General features: G+C 49.5%; 3 protein-coding genes and 1 pseudogene. All 4 read right to left on the reverse strand.

Translation table 11 applies throughout. From position 1 onward, the window contains the following. Window positions 1-180: 180 nt before the first annotated feature. Window positions 181-954 carry an SDR family oxidoreductase gene (locus Q0256_RS06690; RefSeq protein ID WP_297961461.1) on the reverse strand — a complete coding sequence of 258 codons (774 nt, stop codon included), beginning with the start codon at window positions 952-954 and terminating at the stop codon, window positions 181-183. 126 nt (window positions 955-1080) lie between these two features. Continuing rightward, window positions 1081-1203, reverse strand: coding sequence for a hypothetical protein (locus Q0256_RS06695; protein WP_297961464.1), 123 nt, complete (start codon window positions 1201-1203; stop codon window positions 1081-1083). 17 nt (window positions 1204-1220) lie between these two features. Further along, window positions 1221-1589 (reverse strand): pyridoxamine 5'-phosphate oxidase family protein, encoded by a 369-nt coding sequence (locus Q0256_RS06700; protein ID WP_177389050.1) that lies wholly within the window; start codon window positions 1587-1589, stop codon window positions 1221-1223. A gap of 97 nt (window positions 1590-1686) precedes the next feature. After that, window positions 1687-1972, reverse strand: a pseudogene (locus Q0256_RS06705) (DNA alkylation repair protein); the annotation flags it as partial.

A 1972-nucleotide genomic window follows, 5' to 3' on the forward strand; every position in this document is an offset into this window, starting at 1 on the left:
TCTGCGTTTTCGTTGTTGCGGAATTTCACGCGCAGTATTCGTCGCCGAATTCTACGTGCTAAATTTTTCATCGTAAAATTTGCCGCGCGAAATTCTACGGGGTAAATTTCTCGCGGCGGAATTCGCTGCCGTAAAATTTTATATTTCAAAACCCGCGCCCAAAATTCCGCCCGGTCGCGGCTAATTCGTCGTAAGCCCGCCGTCTATCGCAAATATCGCGCCGCTGACCCATTTCGCCGCATCCGACGCCAAAAACACCGCCGCATCGCCGATGTCCTGCGCGCTGCCGATTTTGCCGAGCGGATAGATATTTTGCACCATCTGCTCGAACGCCTCGCGCCCCTGCGGGCTAAGCGCGCTTAAATTTCGCTCAAACTGCGGCGTCAGCACGCTTCCGGGCGCTATGGCGTTGACGCGTACGCCGAGTTTGCCAACCTCGAAGGCAAGCGATTTGGTGAAAGAATTTAGCGCGCCTTTGGTGATCGAGTATGCCGTCGTGGTGCGCCCCACGAGCATTCTGTTTGCGAAATACGACGAGATATTGATCACGCAGCCCTTGCTAGTCGCAAGCGCGCCCAAAAGCCCCTGAGTAAGCAGATAGGGCGCTTTGACGTTTAGGTTTAGATGAGCATCCAGCAGCGCTTCGTCGGTCGCCTCAAACGGTACGAATTTTCCCAGTCCGGCGTTATTTACAAGGACATCTATCTTAAGGGGTAGTGCTAAAATGCGCTCGCAAAGGCCTTTTATCGTTTTGCTTTGCGCCAAATCCGCCTCTACCGCGTAAGCTTTCACGCCGTAACCGCCTAGGTTCTCCTGCGCGATTTTTAATTTCTCCTCGCTTCTGCCGAGCAGGATCAAATTTGCGCCCTCTTCGGCGAAACACTTTGCGATGCCAAGCCCTATTCCGTCGCTTCCGCCCGTAATTACGGCTGTTTTGCCCTCTAATCGTTTCATACTTTTCCTTTCAATACGTAAATTTAGGTTCTAAAAATTTGAGCGAGATTTACGGATCTCGCAGACTTCGAAATTTTGCAGGCTTTGAAATTTTACCCGCTTTAAAATTTCGCTCGCTTTAAAATTTTACGGCGAAGCGAAATTTCGTCGATAAAATTTTACTAACTTTAAAATTCCATCGACAAAATTTCGCGGCAAAATTCCATCGTAAAGCTCGCGGCGGAATTTCATCCGTAAAATTCCGCCCAAACCGTGCGCCGCTCAAATTACAGCACCTGTTTTACGCTACTAGCCGTAATTTCAAGTAGCCTCGTAGCAAACGGAAATTTCGCCTTCGTTTCTTCAAACTCCGCACCACTATCAATAAAGCGCGCCGTGCCCTTCACTACAAAGCCGCGCCCTGCGCCGAACCTGCCTGCTAGCTCCTTCGTTGCGACGCTAAGCTCGACGTTTGGATTTGCCTCCACGTTGCTTTGCGTCTTTTTCATACCCGCAGCGGGGATGAGGATGCGATCACCCTTAATGACGAGATATCTGTTCCACGTATTGCTGATATGAGCCTCGCCCTGCGCGCAGGTAGCGATACCCACGGCGCATTCATAATTTAAAATTTCTAAAAATTCCTTGCTAAACATTTTCTCTCCTTAAATTTATATTTTAAAGCTCGCAGTTTTGGCTGACAAGCCCCGCGCGCAACTGAAATTTTAACTACCTCGCCACTTTCCGCCGCGGTTAAATTTTATATTTCAAAAGCGCATCTTTTTCGGCTTTGCTTACGCGGAAGCTATCGCGGATCTTGGAAATCGCCTTGTTTTGGATAAATTTAGCCGCCCGCTTGCTCGCCAAAAACGCAAGCGTGATCTCGCGCTGTTTGATAAACATCTCGGCTATCGCCCACGCCGCGCCCATCTGCACGTAGTACCGCTCGTCGCTTTCGGCGGCGCAAATTTCAAAAAATTCCTCGGGCGAGATCGCGTCCATATTTCGCATAAAATAAACGTAGAAAAATCGCCTCTCA

Source organism: uncultured Campylobacter sp., from assembly GCF_937949835.1.
GTDB lineage: Bacteria > Campylobacterota > Campylobacteria > Campylobacterales > Campylobacteraceae > Campylobacter_B.